Genomic DNA, 18,526 nt, shown 5'->3' on the forward strand with positions numbered 1-18,526 from the left:
TGAATCTGTAGCATTTCATTAACATCTATTTCGTTGATTTTACAAATTGTGGAAAGGACAAACAAAAATGACCTGCAATACGGCGCAATTTTTCAAAACGAAACATGCAATCGCAGTGTTAGCCGCACTGACTACCAGCTTTTCTGTTTACGCACAGGAAAATAATGATGAAAAACGAAAAAATCGGGATGAAGACATAGAGAAGGTACTCATCACTGCTGAGCGTCGTTCCGTCAGCGAATCCGATATGCCTATGTCCGTCATCGGGTTTTCCGGTGAAGCGCTGGAAAATAAGAACATTACTGATATGGAGCGGTTGCAGGCGCAGGTACCAAACCTTGTCTTCACCGACAACGGCAATACCAAATACATCAATATTCGTGGCGTGGGTATTTCTGAAAGCGCACCGAATCAGACAAACGGTGTAGCTGTGCATCTTGACGGTGCTTATGTGGCCCGGGAGTTTGTTTATGGCGATGCCTTTTTTGATTTAGGCAGTATTGAAGTTTTACGCGGTCCACAGGGGACTTATTCAGGCCAGAACGCCAGTGGCGGCGCAATCTTTATCAATTCTAAAAAGCCGGTACTGGGTGAAACAGAAGGTTTTGCGGCAGCTGAGAAAGGCAGCTACAACCTGACTAAATACAGTGGCGGTTTGACTTTCCCATTGTCTGATAGTCTGGCAATGCGGATCTCCGGCAATGTTGAAAGCCGCGACAGCTTCTTCACTAATCATGGCCCTGATCCTGAGGCTGACGCATTATTGATAAAAGACCAGCCCGGAAATCTCGACCGGTCTATGGGTCGGTATCAGTTGCTGTATTCACCGGATGAAAATCTTGAAATGCGGTTGATATATGAGGAAAGCCGTAATGAATCTGATGGCGTAGCGACCCAACGTTTTCCTGAAAAAGGTAATACCCGCCTGCCTGATACCGGCGTGTGGGATCTGAATTACGACCTGGATGGCCACCGCAGTGTGCGTTACAACCGGACCACGTTTACTACCGACTGGCAGTTCTCTGAAGGCGTGAAATTACTGACTAACTTCTCTTATTTTGACAGTACTCAGGATATCCGCACTGACGGTGATTATGGCTCGTACCTTACAATAACGGACGAACCGCAGACCGGCCGTGATTTCCGAATATTTGACGAATACTGGACCGGTGAAATGACCCTTGTTTCAACCGGTGAAGGGCCATTTCAGTGGACGACCGGCCTGAGCATTATCGATTATGATCAGAAGAATAATCTGAATCTGCTCCGTTACAATAATGAAAGCTACCCTGGTACGTCACTGGATTTAGAGTCCCACACCAGATTGTTTATGTATCTGCACAACGTGCGTAAAAACAAAGCTGTTTTTGGTGAGGTTGCTTACCAGTTTACCCCTGATGTGGAAGTAAAATTCGGCCTTCGTTACAACCGCGATGAAGTCGGTTTTGCCGAAGATTCTTATATTACCCCGGGCGCTGGTTCTTATAACGCAACATCAGGCCGCCCGTTCCCGCAAAATCAGTTGTTTGATTTCAGTGCACTTACCGGAAGAGTGGTTGCTAACTGGCATTTGTCTGACGACAGTATGCTCTACGGCACCATTGGACGGGGTTATAAGCCCGGCGGTACGTCACCATTTGGCCCCGATTACGATTCAGAGTATGTACTGAACAAAGAGATCGGCTGGAAAGGCGGTATTTTCGATGAACAGACCCAATTGTCGGTTTCGCTTTTCCATATGGATTACGACAATTTTCAGCGTACCTTCGCGCCACCTGACAGCCCGCAGGAATCTGTGACGCGCAATGTTGACGGTTCAACGATTGCGGGTATAGAGGCACAGTTGTCTGGCATTCATGCTGATATTCGCTGGGATATTTCTATGGCTTTCAATAAGGGCGAGTACGGAGATCTGGAGTATGTACTACCCGCCGGTGCTTACGACGGTGAAAATCCTGCTACCGATTTGTCGCTTAACCTCAGTGGAGAGAGTATTGATTTTCTGCCTGAACGTTCATTGAGCTGGGGCCTTGAGTATCTGGGATGGGAGACGGAGTCCGGCGTTATTCTGCCATCGCTGAGAATGAGCTATCAGTCTGAGTTCTACACCTCATTTTTCCATCTCGACCATCAGTTGACCCCGTCCCGGACAATTTGGGAAGCGAACGTGGCGTACGAGAGCGATTCGGGCTGGCGGGCTGATCTGTACGTGCAGAATCTTACCGACGAAACGTACATAAGCCGAGCCACCGGTGATACCGACGGCGTGGGTGTTTATAACCTGGGTGCACCCCGTCAGGTGGGTGTAAAAGTGCGTTATAACTTTTAAGGGGCAACCATGAGCAAAATAGTGAATGCGTTAACGTTACTTTGTCTGTCAGGGATTACCACTTTTGCCACCGCCGGTGTTGTCTCGCCGGCCGGAGGCTCCGGCTCGCAACCGGCTGTTGCTGCGGTTCGTGATGATATGCCTGATACCACGCTGTATTACCCGCAATCCTGGCCACAACAACCTGTGCCAGTAATGCTCTGGGCAAACGGGGGCTGTCGGGACAATGGCCTGCGTTATGCCCGCTTCTTAAAAGAAGTAGCTTCCCATGGCTATTTTGTTATCGCAGCAGGTCCGGCGAGGGAAGAGCGGCCCACTTTTCTGGAAGAGGCGAGGGCAAAAGCCAACGCGAAGCATGAGCCTGAAGCACGCTCAACCCCTGTGGGCTCTGCAGATAAAACTACCGTCGAGCAAATCATCAACAGTCTGAATCTGGCGGAAGGGTTTGCAGCAGATAAGAATGACGAATTTTATCAGCGTTTCGACCCGTCGAAGGTCGTCGTCATGGGGCATAGTTGCGGCGGACTCCAGGCGCTGGAAGTGGCAACGGATGAGCGACTTGATGGCGTGATCCTGTTTAATAGCGGTGTCATTAATGAGCCGCTCAAAGTGCAGAGTACTGCACTTAGAGTACAAAAATCCATGCTGGAAAAAGTGCACACGCCCATCGCCTATGTGAACGGCGGACCGGATGACGTGGCCTATTTTAATGCTCTGGATGATTTTAACCGTTTAGAGCATGTTCCCGTCTTTTTCGCTGAAAATGGCGTAGGACACGGCGGTACCTTTGGTGTACCTGACGGTGGCTCCTACAGTAAAGTCGCCATCGCCTGGCTCGACTGGCTACTTAAAGGCGACGAGTCTGCTAAACAGTGGTTTGCAGGCGAAGATTGCGTGTTGTGTACTGACATGGACTGGCAGGTTCAGCGGAAGCATTTATGAAAAATATCGCTAAGCCATCAGTTCTGTACTGCCTGCTTACGCTGCTGGCTGGCGTGGGCGCAGTCGGATGCGTATCCGCGCCGGTAAAATCAGAGCAAACATTTAGTGGAACGCTGGAAGACGGCGCTTTGTGGCAGGCGAAGGTGCCTGATAACTGGAATGGAACGTTATTGCTCTACGGACATGGCTATGGTCGCAAAGCTGGATTGCCTGATGTTGCGCCAAAACAGTCTGACGCAGTGTTACTGGCAAACGGTTATGCGCTTGCCGCATCGCAATACCCCGAAGCGGGATGGAGTGTCGAAAAGGCTATCCCCAGCCAGTTGCTTGCTCTTCAGCAATTCAGAAATGATGCAGGGACACCTGAACGGGTCATTGCCTGGGGATCATCTATGGGGGGCTTGATCACCTCAGCCATTGCCCAGCGGCATGCTGACCAGGTCGATGGAACCATCAGCCTGTGCGCATCCAGCTACGGTGCGTTGCCTATGATGGATACTGCGCTGGACGGGGCGTTTGTGTTTACCCGCCTGTTGTTTCCCGGTGAAGATATTCCGCTGACAGGCGGAGGGGATGACCGCGAAACAGTGGGGCGTTTGATTACCACCATGGAAGGTAATCAACAGGATCCCCGCTGGCAGGCCCGCGCAGTGCTTGCCGGAGTGCTTGGCGGATTACCTGACTGGACCATTCCCGGTTCTGAAGCACCTGAAACACCGGATGCCATTGCACAGCATATGATGGCGGCAGTAAAAATGGGGCTGTTTTTACCCCGTGGTGATCAGGAACGTCGGGCCGGTGGGTCATTTTCCTCCAATACTGACATTGACTACCGTGCTTTACTCGATGCCAGTGGCAGAAAATCATTGGTGGAAGCGGTATACCAAAAGGCTGGTTTGTCACTGAATGATGATCTGCGCACACTTGAAAAGGCGCAACGGATTGCTTCAGTGCCCGGTGCTGTTGCTTATATGGCCGATAACTTTACGCCTGACGGCGCCATCACCAAACCAATGCTTGCCATGCATACTACGGGCGATGGTATGACATCGCCGTCACTGCAAACCAACTATTTGCAACTACTCAAAAGTGAGTCAGATCCCGGATTATCTTCCGCGCTTTGGGTGGAAAGAGCGGGCCACTGCACGTTTACGCCGGAAGAATTGCTGACGAGTGTGGAAACACTTGAAAACCGGCTTGAAAGCGGAACATGGCAATCGCCCGCCCGTGCGCCGGGAATTGCGTTTACAGATGCAGTTGTGCTGCCTCTGCCACGCTGGTGCACGGAGAATCGGCAAGCCTGTCAGTCACTGACTATAAGCGGAGATCATCAATGAAAGTTTTCTGTTTGAATGCCCTGATGCAGGCGTCGCTTCTGACCATGTTATCTGTATCGACTATTGCGGCAGAAGTGACTTACCCCGAAGGATGGATTAAGCCCGGTGAAAGCGGCACGTTTAAACAATCACAAACCCACAGCAATGCCAGTGGTAAGGTGAAAGTGCTGGCAGAAGGTCAGCTTGTTGAAATGAGTGAGCATCCTTTTTTTCAGGCTCTCAGTGAAAACGGACGTGCCTGCATTAGTTGTCATCAACCGTCAGACGGTTTGAGCCTGTCGGTGAAAACCATTCAGGATGTCTGGAGCGGTACACAGGGCCGCGATCCCATCTTTGCTGCATGGGATGGCTCTAATTGCCCGGATATGCCGCAAAAAGAGAAAGCTTCTCACTCTCTGTTGCTGGACAGAGGGCTTTTCAGGATCCAGATGCCCTGGCCGCCGGCGCCCCGCTATGGCAAAGAAGTCACACCGGATTTCGACATTGAGGTTGTGCGGGATCCCTGGGGCTGTAACAGCTCGCAGAAATACGGTCCCGATGCTGCTGAACCCTCCATTTCTGTTTACCGCAGGCCGCGTCCGGTGGCGAATCTGAAGTATCTCACTGCCGTTGGTTTTGCCTACGATCCTAAACAGGGCGTGGCGCTGCCGAGGGATGAAATCAGTGGTGAGTTCCTATCCGGCAACATCATGTCAGATAACCGCAGTGTGAATTTAAAAGCGCAGATGCAGGATGCGTCGGGTACCCATCTGGAAATGTTAGCGGCACTGACGAATGAACAGGTGGAAAAAATTGAGGGATTCATACTCAGCATTTATGCCGCTCAGGTAGAAGATAATGATGCCGGAAAGCTGGATGACGGTGCATTTGGTGGCCCCGAACTTCTCCGGGATTCAAAGCCAGGACAACTGGGCAGTATCGGTCGGGCAGTTTGGAGTGAGTTTGAGCCCTGGGAGGAGCAGAAAAGCACCGGTGTTACGCCGGAACAGGCTGACAAGCGGGCATCCATCGCCAGAGGTGCGCGGCTGTTTCGTGAAAAAATGTTTTTAATCAGTGACAGTGCCGGTATTAACTCACCAATGGGGTTTGGTAATCCGGTGCTGAACAGCTGTGTGTTCTGTCACAACATGAGTCAGATGGGCAATGACGTTGCACCGGGGCAAGTCGACATTGGCACCACCACCAAACCTTTTGCTGAACCAGCACCTGAATTGCCGCTGTTCCGCGTTACCTGTAAAGGCGATCCCCATCCTCACTACGGCAGGTCATTTCTGACCCAGGATCCGGGGTTCGGACTTGTAACAGGGCGTTGTGCCGACACCGGTAAAATTACATTGCAATCCATGCGTGGTCTGGCGGCCAGAGCGCCCTATTTTTCGAATGGTTCAGCAAAGACAATGGGCGACCTTGTTGATTACTACGATCGCCGGTACCAGATAAACTTTACCGAACAGGAGCGTCAGGACTTAATAAACCTGATGAATTCGCTATGAGAAAGGTTCAGGTAGCCGTATCCGGCTTGTTGGCTTTGATGACGGTTTCTGCTGTTCAGGCTGCGACAGATATCGTTGAGTTTGTCAGTTGTCCTGTGTATCGGGACGCAAGAGCCGGTAAGAAGTCCGGCTGCTGGCTGGCGGACGCTCCTGAATCGGGGAGCCGGTTTGATATCAGCGCTTCGCCGGTAAAACCGGACTGGAACTACGCCGTGCTGGTGCAGGGACAAATAACAGATAATGCAGATGCCTGTGGTGGAAAGGTGTTAAATCCGGTGCGGGTGTCCATTCTTTCTGAACCTTGCCCTCAATACCGTTTACCGGCGGAAGGTTATCCGGGTAATCCCTTCGTGCGTCCGGCAAACATTGTAAAGCCCCTCAGCGTAGACAGAGCGCCCCTTACCGGCCCGTTCGAAGACAAACAGTTTCACGTTTTTTTCAATTACAATAAGTCATTTCTGAGCTATCAGTTTGGTGACTATCAGCTGGATGAAGCTGCCTACTGGATTTTGCAGGCTAAGCCATCGCGGGTGGTTATCACCGGTTTTGCTGATACACACGGGATTACGGTTTCCGGTCACGAGCTTCGGGAAAAAGAACAGATAGCACAGGACAGAGCAGATATTATTGTGACGTCACTGTTACGGCTGGGTGTGCCTGATGACACAGTGGCAACGCAGATTAACATGGCTCCTGAGCTGTTGCCCGGCGAAACAGACGGGGTCAGCGGACTGGTAACCACATCGCGCTGGCGGGTGACTATTAATGCTTACTTTGATTAGGTTAACATGAACTTTACGCAGGCTCTGGCAGTGACTCCGGTGCCATCATCTACGTTTTACTTGTCAGGCGGTGGTGTATGTTAAATCAGGTTAAACCCGGAGCTCACTACGGCACCGGTGCAAATCACTACATTTCATCATTGTATGATGTGGCAGTCAGGCACGGTTTACCCGCTACAGATATGCTTGCCGATGCCGGTTTGCATGAAGATGTGATTCATAATCCAACAGAGCGTGTTCCCACTGAAAAGCTCGCTGACTTTCAAACGGCTGTCTGGGATGCAAGCGACGATGAGACCATGGGTTTGAGCAACAGGACGCTCAGACGGGGCACATATGCCATGATGGGCAAAGTGTCTGTGCATCAACCAGTTCTGCACAAAGCGCTGAATACAGGGGCCAAATTTTATAATCTGGTGACCCTGCATGATTTCGTCACACTGGAGATTGTGAAAGATCAGGCTGTATTAAAGGTTAACGAGGAGGCGCCGGAAAGAGACTATCAACACCTGTTCGCAGAGATGTGTCTGCTTGCATGGCACCGGTATGCATCCTGGTTGATATCAGATATTCTGCCGCTTACTGAAACACGGTTTCCTTATCCGCCTCCCAACCATATCGGTGAATATCATTACTTGTTTCCCGGCGTTCACAAGTTCAATCATAAAGAACTGGCTTTGGTTTTTCCTGCTCATTACCTTGAAAGGCCGGTGAAACAAAGTGAATCATCACTGAAAGCCTTTATGTCCCGCTGCCCCTTAGAGCTGTTCCGGCAATATAAAGCCGATTACAGTCTGGCCACTGAACTTAAGTTGATGCTGGGGAAAGCCATGTTGGACGGTACTGGCACCATAGAACAATGTGCAGATAAACTGCATATGACCAGACGAACCCTGATCCGCAAACTTAAAGATGAGGGCACCTCGTTCCAGCAATTAAAAGATATTGTCCGGCGTGATAAATCTATATTTTTCCTTGGACAGCAAGGCTTAAAAATTAACGAAGTGGCTGAACGGGTAGGGTATTCCGATCCCGCCGTTTTCACCCGGGCATTCAGGCAATGGACCGGCCTTTCACCCAGAGACTTTCGTCAGCAGCTATTGTGCGGGGATGTCGAATCTTAATCCTGACTTACCTTAACTTGTTGCACACAATTTTGTGCATGAGTTCATTCAGCTCAAATTACTGCACTCTTTAAACCAATAATCCCCCTCCAAAAACATGCCAAAAATCCCCCTTTGTCGTAATCGGCAAAGTTTTTAGTCGTAATATGCCATTCACGCGAGTGAAACAAAAAAATAACATTCGCTTGTTATTTGGTTTTTGACGGTTGTCTGTTTCCTGTTGACAGATCCCATCTTAAATAAGGCAAAAGGACTAAAAGCATGTACCTTCTGAACACTACAACAATAAAGTCGACCCGTAATCTGCTCAACCTCGCCGTCATGGCCGGGCTGGCAGGTTTTACTAGTATTTCATTCGCTCAGGAAACAGATACCGCTACAGATGCAGATGACGTGGAAGTCATCACCGTAAAATCTGAACGCAGAATTAAACGGGTACAGGATATTCCTACCTCGATGACGGTGCTGTCGGCAAAACAACTGGAGAAAAAGGCGGTGTCGCGGCTGGACGATCTGCCCTTTGCATCACCGGGATTAACTATCACTGACGCCGGTTTAACCCAGTCGGTGAATATTCGCGGTATTGGTCTGGCAAGTGGTGATCCTGATGTGACTAACGGTGTGGGCACCTACATTGACGGGTTGTTCCAACCGCCTATCGTGAGCACGCTGAATTTCTACGATGTGGCGAATATTCAGGTACTTCGTGGTCCGCAGGGCACGTTTGCGGGTTCAAATTCAACCGGCGGCGCGATTATGGTGACTTCCCGCAGACCGGAAATCGGCGGTGACTTCGACGGCAACGTGATGCTGGGGATTGGCAATTATGCATCACGCAATGCCCGTGCAGCGGTGAACCTGCCAGTTTCTGACACCTTCGCCGCGCGGGTTGCGGTGAACTATAAAAACCGCGACAGTTTTTACAACAGCACGGGCAGTGTCGACACCGACGCAGGCAGTCTGGATGAAACCAGTGCGCGACTCGGTTTGGCCTGGTCACCCCTCGACAGCACCGACATTTACGTAAAATACGAAACTTCAGATAAATCCGCCGGCGGTTTTGCATACCGCCCCATCGAAGGCACGGCGTATTCTGAAGGCCGCACCGGCTCAATCAGAGATTTAGCCTACAACACACCGTCGCAAAATGAGGAGTCGGCTGACAGCCTGTTACTGGATATCTCCCACCGGTTCGATAACGGACTGTCTGTGAAATGGTTAAGCGGCACGCAGGAAAAAGAGATTGATAATATTTATGACTACGATGCCACAGAGCTGGATGTCAGTACGCGCAGCCAGTTTGTCAAAGAAGATCAGGTAAGTCATGAACTGAATTTGATTTCACCTGACGGCAAGGATTTTACCTGGGTTGCCGGTGCTTACTATCAGAAGAATGAAGTGCTGGTGGATATTGATAACGGCCCGTTCCCGGTAGAAATCGACATTCAGAATCAGAAAGTCATAAAAGGTGTATTCGGGCAGGTGAGTTACCGCTTCTCAGATCGCTGGCAAACCGAATTCGGATTACGTAAAGCCTGGTTTGAAGGCTCAGCCGACCCACAGAGTGGCGTGGTGGTGGGCAGGGGTATCATCGCTCCGGATGGGGTGAAGGTTGCCACCATCTCCGGAAACTACGAAGATGATGATATTCTGGGCAAGGTATCGGTGAACTATACGCCTTCAAGAAATCACAGTTTCTATGGTTATATCGCCAGAGGGTACAAGCCCGGCGGTATTAATTCAGAAACCTCGGTGTTCGACAAAGAAACCGTGATATCCATTGAAGGTGGCTGGAAAGGACGCCTGTTCGACGATATGGTGAGTGCTTCGGTGGCAGTCTTTAATAATGATTACAAAAACTTCCAGAACACGAATATCGATGTGACCACCGGCCGTGCAGATGTGTACAACATTGCTGATGCCAGTATCGCCGGGCTGGAGTTTGCGCTGGATATCTATCTTGATAACCTCACCATTGATTTCGCCGGCTCCTTTATTGATTCAGAAATGGAGCCCACTCAGCCAATTGTTAACACCCGTGAATCCGGTTCACCGTCGTTGCCTCAGTGCAGCGCAGGACAGGATGCCAGCAGTGGAACATGCTTCGATTACACGCCGTTTCTGGTGGCTACCGGCGCAGGTCCAAACCTGTATGCGCCGGAAAAGAGCTTTACCGTGGGTATTGAATATGCCATTGAATTATCTGATGGTGCATTGCTGACACCCAGATTAAATTACGCGTGGATAGATGAACAATGGACAAACCTGATTTACGACCCGGAAACCGACTTACTGGCCGACCGGGGACTGCTTTCCGCCATGGTAACCTACGAAACAGGAAACTGGCGTGTGAATGCATGGGGGCGTAACTTAACCGACGAAGAGTATGTGTCCGGGCAGCAACTCAGTAACAATACTGAATTTTATGGTGCGCCCCGTACCTTTGGTATCGACGTCAATTATACATTTTAACTGTGTGCGGTAGCCATGCAGTGCTGCCGCTGCTTTCTTGTGGAGGGATCGCATGAAATTTATGGGTAACCTGGCGGTTGGTGCCGCCTTACTTTGCACCGTACCTGCAGCGATGGCGGACAATGGTGTTGCCGGGCAATTAGACGCCGTATCATGTGCTGCATTGAAAGCGTCGCTGATATTGCCGGAAGGTGTATCGTTAACGTCAGTGAAAGCGGTGACGTCGGTTTCAGTACTTGAATCACAATTACAACCAGCGCAGGCAAAGGCTTTTGTGCCTTATTGTCAGATCACCGGTGAGTTTGAAAAACGCACGGGCGTAAATGGGAAGGATTACGCCATTGGTTTTGGTCTGAACTTGCCGTTTGACTGGAATGGCCGGTTTCTGTTTCAGGGCGGTGGTGGCTTAAACGGCCTGATCCGCGAACCGTTAGGTATGCTGGCTGCCGGTGATACGCCTGCGCTGTTCAGGGGCTTTGCGGTAGCCAGTACAGACAGCGGGCACCAGTCTGATACGGTGTTCGATCCTTCATTTTTTGAAGATCAGCAGGCGTTACTTAACTTTTACTCCGGGGCTGTGTCGAAAACCGCAAAGTTGGTTTCACAGTTGATCACCGGAGTGTATTCGCAGCCGGCGCAGAATAACTATTTTGTCGGGTGTTCAACAGGCGGGCGTGAAGCCATGACCATGTCGCAACGTTTCCCTGATTTGTTTGATGGCATTATTGCAGGTGCACCGGCCAGACAAACGAATTACTCAGAAATTGCAGATTTGTATGTGGCGAAAACATTACGTGCACTGAGCGGAAACAATCAGCCTCCTTTCAGTGACAAGAAACAAAAAGCCATCGAGCAGGCACTGCTGGCGCAATGTGATGGTTTGGACGGCCGTGAAGACGGATTGATTTTTGCGGTGGAGCAGTGTGAGTTTGACCCCGGTGAAATGATTTGCGACGGGCAACAGCACAGTGATTTATGTTTAACAACGGAAGAAGCCGAAGGGCTGGTTTCAGCATTTAACGGTCCTGCAGACAGCAATGGCAATAATGTGTATCCGGGATTTTTCTTTGATACCGGCATCGACGATAAACCGGCACGTTCTGCACCGGGGTTACTGTCTGCTCAGCCCGGTCCATTAGGGCGGGCCCGCATCGATGAGCCCTTTGATATCGACCGGGAACTGGCCATCGCGGACGGATTTCCTCTTGAGCCAGGCAATGCCACACTGACCAACTTGTCGACCTTCGTTGTTGAAGAAAACAAACTGATGTTCTTCCATGGTGTGAGCGATCCCTGGTTTTCGGCTAAAGATACTTTAGGGTACTTCAATGACATGGTGGCGCAAAACGGTGGCTATGAACAGGTTAGCCAATGGTCACAGTTTTACTTTGTTCCGGGAATGGGTCATTGTCGGGGCGGTGAACAGGCGCTGGATCAGTTCGATATGCTCTCTTCACTGGTAGACTGGGTTGAAAAGGGCAACAAGCCAGATTCCGTTATAGCCTATGGTGAAAGCATGCCAGAGGAAACCCGTCCCCTTTGTCCGTATCCGTCTGTGACCACTTATAAAGGGGAAGGCAACGGGAATGATGCTGGCAGTTACGTGTGTACCACACCTGAAAGTCAGTAAAGCTGAAGGCCACCAGAGAAGGTTATGCCGGTGAGAAGACATTTTGAGTATGGCAGTGCATCGAATCACTACATCACAGCGCTCTATCATGCTGCGGCAGAGCGCGGCGTAGACAGTGCACGCCTGCTCGAATTAACCGGCTTAAATAAATCTGTGGTTGATAAACCGGATCAGCGGGTGCCGGCTGAAAAGCTGGCGCTTTTTCAAAAGCTTATCTGGGACGACCTCGGTGATGAAAGTATGGGGTTGTCCGGTTAACGGCTGAAATCCGGCTCTTATTACATGATGGGTCAGCTGACGGTTCAGAAGTCGTCGCTGGGTCAGGCACTTGCTTTAGGGGCACGCTTTTATAATCTGCTCACAGACGATGATTTTATTACCCTTCACAAAGATAAAGACGTTGTGCGGTTGGTCATCAGGCCGTCGGAAACGCACCTTGATCCGGACCATCTTTTTGCTGAAATTTGTTTGCTGGCCTGGCACCGCTATGCGTCCTGGCTGATTTCAGACATTCTTCCTCTCACCGAAACCCGCTTTCCCTATCCGCCGCCTAATCATATTGGCGAGTATCATTATTTATTTCCCGGCGTTCACCGGTTTAACCATACTGAACTTGCTTTAGTTTTTCCTGTCCACTATCTGGAGCGGCCGGTAAAGCAAAACGCAGCGTCGTTAAAGGCGTTCATGTCCCGCTGTCCTCTAGAGTTATTTCGTCAATATAAAGCAGATTACAGCCTGGCGACGGAACTCAAGCTGATTTTGAGTAAAGCCATGTCAAACGGCACAGGCACGATAGAACATTGTGCCGATAAGTTGCACATGACAACCCGCACTCTGATGCGCAAGCTGAAAGATGAAGGCACCTCATTTCAGCAACTGAAAGATGTGGTGAGACGGGATAAGGCTATATTTTTCCTCGGACAGCAGGGATTGCGCATCAATGAAGTGGCAGAAAAAGTCGGTTATTCCGACCCTGCCGTTTTCACCAGAGCCTTCCGGAACTGGACCGGGCAGTCGCCCCGGGACTTCAGACAGCAGCTTCTGACTGACAGCGAAGCTTAATATTCTTTGCATAAAATATAGAGTGTCACTTTTTGCAAAGTAATTAGTCACTTTATGCCATTCTCAGAATGTGTTTAATTGTTAATATCATGTTTAACGATTACACAAGTCATTTACGCCTGACGCCTTATTTTCCTTTTGCGTAAGTGACTTAGAGGATGGTCACTATGTCTTTAACCGCAATTCTTGATGATTCCAAATTAAGCCCTGTGCAGTGGGTGGCAATTGTCATTTGTATCTCCCTTAATGCGCTGGATGGCTTTGATGTTTTGGCTATTAGCTTTGCTTCGCCGGGTATTGCGGCAGAGTGGGGGATTAACCGTGCCGAACTGGGTGTGGTGCTGGCCATGGAGCTGGTGGGGATGGCCTTCGGTTCTATTTTTCTGGGCGGTATTGCCGATAAGTTTGGCCGCAAACCCACAATTCAGTTTTGTCTGGTACTGATGACCGCTGGCATGTTTGGTGCGGCGTTTGTCGATAGCGTAATGACCCTGTTGATCATCCGCTTCATTACCGGTTTGGGAATTGGCGGTATGCTGGCTTCTACAAACGCCATGGTATCGGAATTTGCGAATAAGAAAAGCCGCAACCTTTGCGTCATTATCATGGCCACCGGCTATCCCATCGGCGCAGTGCTTGGCGGCAGTATTGCGTCAATACTGCTGGAAACCCACACCTGGCGTGCCGTATTTATTTTCGGCGGCAGCATTACCGGTCTGTTTATGCTGGTGGTGGCGTTCTGGCTGCCTGAATCTTTGCTGTACATGGTTAACCATCCGAAAGAAAACACCCTGGACAAAGTTAATCACATGCTCGCGCGCATGAAAAAGCCCCTGCTGGATGCATTGCCCGCGCCGGCAGTATCAGCCAAAAAATCCAGTTACAGCACCTTGTTTTCGCCTGAAATGCGCAAGCTAACGCTGCTGTTAATGGTGGCGTACTTTGCACAAATCATGACGTTCTATTTCATTCTCAAGTGGATCCCGAAAATTGTGGTGGATATGGGCTTTGGTGCTGCACAGGCCGGTCAGGTGCTGGTGTGGGCAAACCTGGGCGGTGCGGTAGGTGCCATTTTACTGGGACTGCTTACCAGCAAACTGAATTTGCGACTCACCATGATACCGGTACTCATTCTGGCTTTCGTGATGGTGTCGGTATTCGGCATTGGCTACAGCGATTTAAGCACGCTGGCGCTGGTTTCCGCAGCCACAGGGTTTTTCACTAATGCCGGTGTAGTAGGGCTTTACGGACTGATGGCACAAGCGTTCCCTGCGAACGTGCGGGCAAGCGGCACGGGCGTGGTTATAGGCATCGGCCGGGGTGGTGCGGCGTTGAGCCCGGTGGTTGCCGGACTACTTTTCACAAATGGTGTCAGCCTGCAGGGTGTGGCCATTGCCATGGGCACCGGCGCGCTGGTAGCCACACTGGCGATTTATTTCTTAAACAACAAACAGGGCGGACGGGGAACAGCAACGCATTCTACTTTGTCTGCCGTCACAAAATAACTAATCCACCGGAAAACGGAGTGATGATGAACTTTACCCGCTTAAACCCGCTCACCGGCGAAGTTGCCAGTGAGGCACCGGCAATGAAAGGTGCACACATGCAGGCTGTTGCCGAAAAAGCACAGCAAGGCTTTGAAATCTGGTCTGGTTTTGGCCCTAACCAGCGCCGTGCCATCCTGTCTCAGGCTGCTATTGCCCTTGAAGGTAAGAAAGACGATTTCGTCAAAGCCATGATGGAAGAAACCGGCGCCACTGCAGGCTGGGCCATGTTTAACCTGATGCTGGCAACTTCCATGCTACGTGAAGCCGCCTCACTGACTACACAAATCAGCGGTGAAGTTATCCCGTCTGACAAACCGGGCTGTGTTGCCATGGCTCAGCGTGTTCCGGTAGGTGTCATTTTGGGAATTGCTCCCTGGAATGCGCCAATTATTCTCGGCGTACGCGCTATTTCCACAGCACTTGCCTGCGGCAATGCGGTGATCTTAAAAGCATCGGAAGTGTGCCCGCGCACTCACTCGCTGATCATCGAAGCGCTGGCAGAAGCCGGATTCCCTGAAAATACAGTGAATATCGTCACCAATGCGCCGGAAGATGCCGCTGATGTTGTGGGCGCGCTGATTGATGCCAAACCGGTAAAACGCATTAACTTCACTGGCTCTACCGCCGTGGGCCGCATTATCGCAAAACGGGCAGCAGAACATCTGAAGCCCTGCTTGCTGGAGCTGGGTGGTAAAGCCCCTATGCTGGTACTGGACGACGCTGATCTTGATGAAGCGGTGAAAGCGGCCTCCTTCGGCGCGTTTATGAATCAGGGCCAGATCTGTATGTCTACCGAGCGTCTGGTTGTGGTGGATGCGGTGGCTGATGCCTTTGCCGACAAGCTGGCAGCTAAGGTCTCAACCATGAAAACCGGCGATCCCCGCGAAGGCAACACACCGTTGGGTGCGGTGATTGACCAGAAAACCGTTGAAAAGGTTAACGGGCTGATTGACGACGCGGTCAGCAAAGGTGCAGTTATTCTTACCGGCGGTAAAGCCACATCGGTACTGATGCCCGCCACGGTGCTGGATAAAGTCACTGCTGACATGGCGATTTACAGTGAAGAAAGCTTCGGCCCGGTGGTGGCGATGATCCGTGCAAAAGACGAAGCGGATGCGGTGCGTATTGCCAACGATTCTGAGTACGGACTGAGTGCGGCGGTATTCACCCGTGATGCAGCACGGGGCATGAAAGTCGCCGGAAAAATTCAGTCCGGTATTTGCCACGTGAATGGCCCTACCGTGCATGACGAGGCGCAAATGCCTTTCGGCGGTGTGGGCGCCTCCGGTTACGGTCGCTTTGGCGGTAAAGCCGGAATCGATCAGTTTACGGAACTGCGCTGGATCACGGTGGAGACTGAACCCGGCCACTATCCCATTTAATTTTTTAAAGTATTGAATTTTATCGTTTTGAGTAAGGAATGATTGTGAGTACAGAAAATCAGGAAGCAAGCACCGTAGCGGTGACAATCGAAAACGGGGTGGCGTGGGTTGCCCTGAACCGTCCGGAAAAACGCAATTGCATGAATCCGGCGCTGAACCGCCAGATGATGCGGGTACTGGATGAGCTGGAGTACAGCGAGGACGTGGCCGTGCTGGTACTGACCGGGGAAGGCACTTCCTGGAGTGCAGGTATGGATTTAAAAGAATATTTCCGTGAAAACGAAGCGAAAGGCTTGGGCGCAACGCGCAGGGCGCAGTCAGAAGCTTACGGCTGGTGGCGCCGTCTGCGTTGGTACCACAAGCCAACGGTTGCCATGATCAATGGCTGGTGTTTTGGCGGCGCGTACGGTCCGTTATTCGGCTGTGATCTCGCTTTTGCGGCGGAAGAAGCCACATTCGGTTTAAGTGAAATTAACTGGGGTATTTTGCCGGGCGGCGGTGCCAGTAAGGTCGTGGCTGATTTGCTGCCACTGCGTAAAGCCATGTACCACGCCATGATGGGTGAGAACATAGACGGTAAAACTGCGGCTGAGTGGGGTCTGGTTAACGAAGCGGTACCGCTGAGTGAGCTGAAAGCCCGTGTTCAGGCTGTTTGTGATGTGCTGAAAGGCAAGAATCCGGTCGCCCTGAAAGCCACGAAAGATGCCATCCGTCGCGTGAAAGAAATGACTTACGACAATGCGGAAGACTATCTGGTACGTGCTCAGGAAGCAGCAAACAGTTTCGATAACGATGGCCGCAAAGAAGGCATCAAGCAGTTTATTGATGACAAGACCTATAAGCCGGGTCTGGGTGCATACGATAAGAGTCAGCAGAAGTAAGCGGAGTGAGCAGCATGGATTTTCTCTCTTTTCAGGCCCGTCTGCGTCCCGGAGACGAAGCGGTGTACGACATTACCTCGCAGCGTCGCTGGACATATGAGGCGTGGGACGGTTTCGTTTCCCGCCTGGTGACCTGGTTGTCACAACAAGGTGTGCATAAGGGCGACAGACTGGTTTGTCTGGCGAGAAATTCTGCTGAAACCGTGGCGCTGCATCTGGCCTGCGGGCGGGCAGGGGTACTGTTTGTTCCTCTGAACTGGCGTTTGTCTCAGGAAGAGCTGATGCAATTACTGGATGATTGCGAGCCTTCGCTGGTATGTGGCGATAAAGAGGCTGATCGTGCCGGTTTGCCCTATGTGGTGCTTTCCACATTGCCTGATCTGGTCAGCGAACTGACACCTTCAGCTACCAGTAATGAGAACGCAGCCTCGCCTTCGCTTATCCTGTACACATCAGGCACAACAGGGTTACCAAAAGGTATTGTACACACCGAACAAACTATCATGGAAACCACGCAGAATATGGCTCTGCTGGGGCATGTGGATGAACACAGTACCTTTTTGTGCGAAACCCCCATGTTCCATGTCATCGGCTTAATTTCCTGTGTGCGTCCTGCGCTTTACTTCGGTGGTCGATTAATCATTTCTGACGGATTCGAGCCGGCCCGCACCTTTGACCGGTTGTGTGATCCTGATCTGGCAGTCAGTCATTATTTCTGTGTACCCCAAATGGCCAATGCCCTTCGTCAACTGGCACATTTTGATGCGTCTAGAATGACGGGATTAAAAGCGCTGCTGACGGGTGGCGCGCCGCATCCTGAAGTACAGATCAAAGCGTGGTTAAATGACGGTATCCCCATCGTGGACGGCTATGGCATGAGTGAAGCCGGCACTGTGCTCGGGATGAGCTTTGATATGCGTATTATCGATCAGAAAGCCGGGTACGTGGGCTTACCTACACACCGTATCGATGTGCGGCTGACCGGGCCGGGTAATCAGCCGGTGGCATTTGGTGAAGCCGGTGAAATACAGATCAAAGGGGCGAACCTGTTTGTGGATGTGTGGAAGAACCACCGTGCTTATGAACGCAGTTTCACACCTGACGGTTGGTTTCAGACCGGTGATATTGGCGTGAGCGACGAGGACGGCTACATCCGCATTGTGGATCGTATCAAAGATATGTTCATCTCCGGCGGCGAGAACGTGTATCCCGCTGAAGTTGAGGCTGTAGCACTGCGTTTCCCGCAAATACTCGAATGTGCGCTGATAGGTGTACCGGACGAAAAGTGGGGAGAATCCGGGTGTCTGTTCGTGGTGCCGTCGGTGAGCCATGAATCTTTCGATAAGGAAGGCTTATTACGGGAAATGGAAAAAGGGCTGGCCCGCTATAAATTGCCTAAAGTGATTCATCTCATCGAAGCGCTGCCACGTAATGGTACGGGAAAGCTCCGGCGAAATATTCTGCGGGAATGCGATATAAACAGTCTCGTAGGAAACGTGCAGGCGTAAGTTAAAAACGATTTCACTGCTGACGGTTATTCCGCTC

Annotated in this window: 13 protein-coding genes and 1 pseudogene; all 14 read left to right on the plus strand. The window is 51.0% G+C overall.

Annotated elements, in window-relative coordinates:
* Positions 1-67 precede the first annotated feature (67 nt).
* The 14 genes and pseudogenes from BFC18_RS07290 (at position 68) to BFC18_RS07355 (ending at position 18,489) form a co-directional block, all read left to right on the plus strand.
* Positions 68-2,329 (plus strand): TonB-dependent receptor, encoded by a 2,262-nt coding sequence (locus BFC18_RS07290; RefSeq protein ID WP_070124799.1) that lies wholly within the window; start codon positions 68-70, stop codon positions 2,327-2,329.
* Positions 2,330-2,338: 9 nt separating this feature from the next.
* A complete protein-coding gene (locus BFC18_RS07295; RefSeq protein WP_083272961.1) occupies positions 2,339-3,271 on the plus strand; it encodes a dienelactone hydrolase family protein in 933 nt (310 codons plus the stop codon).
* Positions 3,268-4,608 (plus strand): alpha/beta fold hydrolase, encoded by a 1,341-nt coding sequence (locus BFC18_RS07300; protein ID WP_070124800.1) that lies wholly within the window; start codon positions 3,268-3,270, stop codon positions 4,606-4,608. The genes BFC18_RS07295 and BFC18_RS07300 overlap by 4 nt, the downstream gene beginning before the upstream one ends.
* Positions 4,605-6,101: a hypothetical protein gene (locus BFC18_RS07305; protein ID WP_211481017.1), complete on the plus strand. Its 1,497-nt coding sequence runs from the start codon at positions 4,605-4,607 to the stop codon at positions 6,099-6,101. Before BFC18_RS07300 ends, BFC18_RS07305 begins: the two co-directional genes overlap by 4 nt.
* Complete coding sequence (locus tag BFC18_RS07310; RefSeq protein WP_070124803.1) at positions 6,098-6,883, plus strand: OmpA family protein; 786 nt, start codon at positions 6,098-6,100, stop codon at positions 6,881-6,883. Before BFC18_RS07305 ends, BFC18_RS07310 begins: the two co-directional genes overlap by 4 nt.
* 77 nt (positions 6,884-6,960) lie before the next feature.
* The gene (locus BFC18_RS07315) at positions 6,961-8,007 is read left to right on the plus strand and encodes an AraC family transcriptional regulator (protein WP_070124805.1); all 1,047 of its coding nucleotides are present in this window, start codon (positions 6,961-6,963) and stop codon (positions 8,005-8,007) included.
* A gap of 261 nt (positions 8,008-8,268) precedes the next feature.
* Positions 8,269-10,479 (plus strand): TonB-dependent receptor, encoded by a 2,211-nt coding sequence (locus BFC18_RS07320; protein WP_070124807.1) that lies wholly within the window; start codon positions 8,269-8,271, stop codon positions 10,477-10,479.
* Between the two features lie 52 nt (positions 10,480-10,531).
* On the plus strand, positions 10,532-12,109 hold the full coding sequence (locus tag BFC18_RS07325) for a tannase/feruloyl esterase family alpha/beta hydrolase (protein ID WP_070124808.1): 1,578 nt from the start codon (positions 10,532-10,534) through the stop codon (positions 12,107-12,109).
* A gap of 30 nt (positions 12,110-12,139) precedes the next feature.
* Positions 12,140-12,751, plus strand: a pseudogene (locus BFC18_RS21880) (AraC family transcriptional regulator); the annotation flags it as partial.
* A 129-nt stretch (positions 12,752-12,880) separates the two neighbouring features.
* Positions 12,881-13,171, plus strand: coding sequence for a helix-turn-helix domain-containing protein (locus BFC18_RS21885; protein ID WP_281182387.1), 291 nt, complete (start codon positions 12,881-12,883; stop codon positions 13,169-13,171).
* Between the two features lie 167 nt (positions 13,172-13,338).
* Entirely contained in the window at positions 13,339-14,676 is a 1,338-nt protein-coding gene (locus tag BFC18_RS07340) for an MFS transporter (protein WP_170826575.1), read from the plus strand.
* A gap of 23 nt (positions 14,677-14,699) precedes the next feature.
* A complete protein-coding gene (locus BFC18_RS07345) occupies positions 14,700-16,100 on the plus strand; it encodes an aldehyde dehydrogenase (RefSeq protein WP_211481020.1) in 1,401 nt (466 codons plus the stop codon).
* 44 nt (positions 16,101-16,144) lie between these two features.
* Positions 16,145-16,981 (plus strand): p-hydroxycinnamoyl CoA hydratase/lyase, encoded by an 837-nt coding sequence (locus BFC18_RS07350; RefSeq protein ID WP_070125086.1) that lies wholly within the window; start codon positions 16,145-16,147, stop codon positions 16,979-16,981.
* Between the two features lie 14 nt (positions 16,982-16,995).
* Positions 16,996-18,489 (plus strand): AMP-binding protein, encoded by a 1,494-nt coding sequence (locus tag BFC18_RS07355; RefSeq protein WP_083272963.1) that lies wholly within the window; start codon positions 16,996-16,998, stop codon positions 18,487-18,489.
* Positions 18,490-18,526 lie beyond the last annotated feature (37 nt).

The organism is Alteromonas confluentis, from assembly GCF_001757105.1.
Lineage (GTDB): Bacteria > Pseudomonadota > Gammaproteobacteria > Enterobacterales > Alteromonadaceae > Alteromonas > Alteromonas confluentis.

What these genes read in the sequence shown, in the direction of transcription:
- BFC18_RS07290 (WP_070124799.1), top strand. Translation starts at nt 68, where the DNA reads ATGACCTGCAATACGGCGCAATTTTTCAAAACGAAACATGCAATCGCA.
- BFC18_RS07295 (WP_083272961.1), top strand. Translation starts at nt 2,339, where the DNA reads ATGAGCAAAATAGTGAATGCGTTAACGTTACTTTGTCTGTCAGGGATT.
- BFC18_RS07300 (WP_070124800.1), top strand. Translation starts at nt 3,268, where the DNA reads ATGAAAAATATCGCTAAGCCATCAGTTCTGTACTGCCTGCTTACGCTG.
- BFC18_RS07305 (WP_211481017.1), top strand. Translation starts at nt 4,605, where the DNA reads ATGAAAGTTTTCTGTTTGAATGCCCTGATGCAGGCGTCGCTTCTGACC.
- BFC18_RS07310 (WP_070124803.1), top strand. Translation starts at nt 6,098, where the DNA reads ATGAGAAAGGTTCAGGTAGCCGTATCCGGCTTGTTGGCTTTGATGACG.
- BFC18_RS07315 (WP_070124805.1), top strand. Translation starts at nt 6,961, where the DNA reads ATGTTAAATCAGGTTAAACCCGGAGCTCACTACGGCACCGGTGCAAAT.
- BFC18_RS07320 (WP_070124807.1), top strand. Translation starts at nt 8,269, where the DNA reads ATGTACCTTCTGAACACTACAACAATAAAGTCGACCCGTAATCTGCTC.
- BFC18_RS07325 (WP_070124808.1), top strand. Translation starts at nt 10,532, where the DNA reads ATGAAATTTATGGGTAACCTGGCGGTTGGTGCCGCCTTACTTTGCACC.
- BFC18_RS21885 (WP_281182387.1), top strand. Translation starts at nt 12,881, where the DNA reads ATGTCAAACGGCACAGGCACGATAGAACATTGTGCCGATAAGTTGCAC.
- BFC18_RS07340 (WP_170826575.1), top strand. Translation starts at nt 13,339, where the DNA reads ATGTCTTTAACCGCAATTCTTGATGATTCCAAATTAAGCCCTGTGCAG.
- BFC18_RS07345 (WP_211481020.1), top strand. Translation starts at nt 14,700, where the DNA reads ATGATGAACTTTACCCGCTTAAACCCGCTCACCGGCGAAGTTGCCAGT.
- BFC18_RS07355 (WP_083272963.1), top strand. Translation starts at nt 16,996, where the DNA reads ATGGATTTTCTCTCTTTTCAGGCCCGTCTGCGTCCCGGAGACGAAGCG.